This is a genomic window from Chamaesiphon sp. VAR_48_metabat_403 (assembly GCF_031422475.1).
Lineage (GTDB): Bacteria > Cyanobacteriota > Cyanobacteriia > Cyanobacteriales > Chamaesiphonaceae > Chamaesiphon.
This window is the reverse complement of the sequence record NZ_JANPLS010000420.1, coordinates 1-2,950: the sequence shown is the minus strand read 5'-3', so window position 1 is coordinate 2,950 and position 2,950 is coordinate 1. Positions and strand designations below refer to the sequence as shown.

General features: G+C 50.1%; 1 protein-coding gene and 1 pseudogene. One reads left to right on the top strand and one right to left on the bottom strand.

The features are described 5' to 3' along the window. Positions 1-937, top strand: a pseudogene (locus RMO79_RS20025) (recombinase family protein); the annotation flags it as partial. Between the two features lie 270 nt (positions 938-1,207). Here the strand turns inward: RMO79_RS20025 and RMO79_RS20020 are convergent. After that, positions 1,208-2,770, bottom strand: coding sequence for a metallophosphoesterase (locus RMO79_RS20020; RefSeq protein WP_310485032.1), 1,563 nt, complete (start codon positions 2,768-2,770; stop codon positions 1,208-1,210). Positions 2,771-2,950: the final 180 nt, after the last annotated feature.

Sequence of the window (2,950 nt, the reverse complement as noted above, 5' to 3'; positions counted from 1 at the left end):
ACTCAACGCTCAATTACCCTTAAATAGCGATCCGGGCGTGCGCGCATTGCTCACCCTGATGGCATTAACCTATCCAAATTTAGGACAACTTACCAGTCGCGATGAAGTAGCCGATCTCCTCGTCACCATCAGCCCAATTTATCCACCCCAAAACCCCCTCATTACCTCCATCGATCCCGTCCGCGCGGGCTTACTTGCCGATTACTGTTACGCCCCCTCCCTATCCCAGCCGCGCCTGCTCCCCTATCGAAACTTCCCACGCTGGGATCGCCTCGGTGCGGGTGCTACCAAAGCCTACGATCGGATTCTCGCCTGGGTAGAGCGATCGCAACAACAACCCCCATCGCCCCTCAACTTATTAAACGATGCGATCGGGTATTTTTTCCAGCAGGGGAGTTATTTACCCTTCGACAGACTTTCCGCCCTGCGGGAATTAATGGAAACCGCCCAACACTATTGGCAAGTCGCCGAGCGCACCCACACAGCCGCCGAATATCTAGACTCCGCCCATCAAATTACCGCGCAATTTATCCTCCTACTGCGTCAGGGTACCGTCAGTGCCAATCCCTACCCCGTCAGTCAACTCCAATCCCAAGATCGCGCCGTCACCCTCTCAAATATCTTCCAATACCGCGCTAGCAAGCGATCGCACCCCTATCATTTTTGGTTGGATGTCGGTTCGCCCCTCTGGGCAGAAGGTGGCGCGGCGACGCTCTACGGTGCCAATCTGTTACTCCAAGATCGCGCGGGCAAATTGTGGACGGAACTCGATACCCAAGCCAACGACGAGCGACGACTAGAGCGGATTTTACGCGATCTCCTCCATCGTGTCTCCGATCGACTCTATCTCTGTAACAGCGATTTAGCAACTAACGGGCAAGAACAACTTGGCGCATTATTAACCCTCGTACATGGTGCTGCGATGATTAGAGAGTAATTTAGAAGATCGATCGTCAAAGATCGATCGAATTGTTGGCCGGGTGCGATGATGCGAGCGGCGATTGGAATGCTCAAACCCCAGCACCCGCAGCAAATAATTATTGCTGTTCCCGTTGCACCGCTGGACACTTGCAATGAATTGAGAACTGAAGTCGATCGGCTAGTATGTTTAAACACTCCCACACAGTTTGGTTGAGTCGGTTTGTGGTATGAGGACTTTACTCAAACAACTGATGAGCAAGTGTGTGAATTGCTCATCCCGATCTATTTAACCGTCCAACTTACTGGCATAGTATCGCCACTGAAGCTGATGATATTCGGCGACTTGAGGCTTGAGCTGAAATTTCAAAGTTCGTCCGGGTAAAACATCAACTTGCAGACATGAGTAAGCGTGGTACTTATTCGCACCGCGTCCGGTTTTACCTAAAAATTGATGCGATACAGCCACATCCTGCAACTTACCGCCAACTCGTTCTTGCAAAATATTTCCCTCAGTCCGTTGGCGGCGCAGGCTAAAGCCGCTCCCACCACAGATCGCCCATTTCATCCCGCGATCGGCATGACCTGTTTCTAGGGTTTCTAGGTATTCAAAACAATGAGCGTGACCGCACATCACCAGATCGACCAGCGGACGGTTATCGACAAGCGGTTTGACTGCTAATTCGACTCGATCGAACACCATTCGTAAATAATGCCGCACCGCTAAAGTCTGACCCTGATGCCATTTAGTCGCTTCGGTCACATACGGGGGATGATGAAAATAAATCATCCGTCCCCGCACGGTTTTATCTTCCCAAGAGGCGACTAATCCACGCTCTAGCCACTCCAATTGCTCGATATCGATCCGCTCGTTCGCCACATTGGGGTCTAATTGTTTTTCCAAATCGCCAATTAATTCTTCAATCTGCTCGACTTTACCAAGTAATTCGTCCAGGGATTCTCGTTCGCCGATTTTCGGTGCTAGATCGTGAGGATCTAGCGTTTGAATGACTTGTAAATGTTCGTCTCGCTCGGCTTGCAATCGATCGAGATCGGCAAGTAATGTCTGACGGTGACGATCGGATTCGATCGGCAGTGGGACATTAAATGTATTAGAATCGAGTGCGAAAAAGTCAATCCCCCCATACCGAAATTGATAATAGCGGTTGGGGAGCCGCGTAAACTTCCCCGACTGGTAATTTAACCCTTTACCCGTCGCTGTCTGGGCGGTGTAGTGTCGTTCTAAGTGCTGCTGGAGTGCCGATTCGGGGATATCTTTGAGATAATCTAAAAAGGCTCTAGCATAAGCATCGCCCTGATAAGAACCATGCCAACCAACATCGAGATCGATCGCATACCGAAAAACTTGCCGCAGGGGACGTAAGATTTGAGACAGTACGCCATACGCGATCGGCAGATCGTAGTAGTCATGATTGCCCAGTACTGGTAAAAATGGGCGATTGAAGACCATCGAGTCATAACTAATTTGGGCGAGGTTCCGATCGCCCCCAACTAATAACTCGCGATAGGGTTTAATAAAATTTTCTGGATACTGTTCGCTCGATCCGACCAGATAAACGACATCGCCTGTATGGAGGATAAATCGCGCATCAACAGCCGACCTCATCATTAGCTCTGCCACACGCCGTTGGGGACTATCGCCCCGGTGTACGCCATTCCCGCTGTCTCCTAGCACGCAAAATGTAAACCCATCATCCGAGTCGATGCGATTGTCTAAAACTAGCTGCGTCCGATCGATCCCCAATCGATCGAATAACGGATGATTCCACCGCAACCGTTCTTGCATTTTGGCAATCTTACGTTCGATACTCGGATCGGCAACTAACTTCATCGGCGATTAATAAGTACTTTTAGATGATGGCATCGTTCTTCAGTATTGACGATCGGTTAATGTTTGTTATCTAGCGATCGATAGATTTCTGCTGTATTTTGGGCGTATCCACGAGTATATGGCGGTGATGCGTAGTCCTTTACCCCACCCCAGCCCTCCCCTTATAAAGCGGATGCGCGC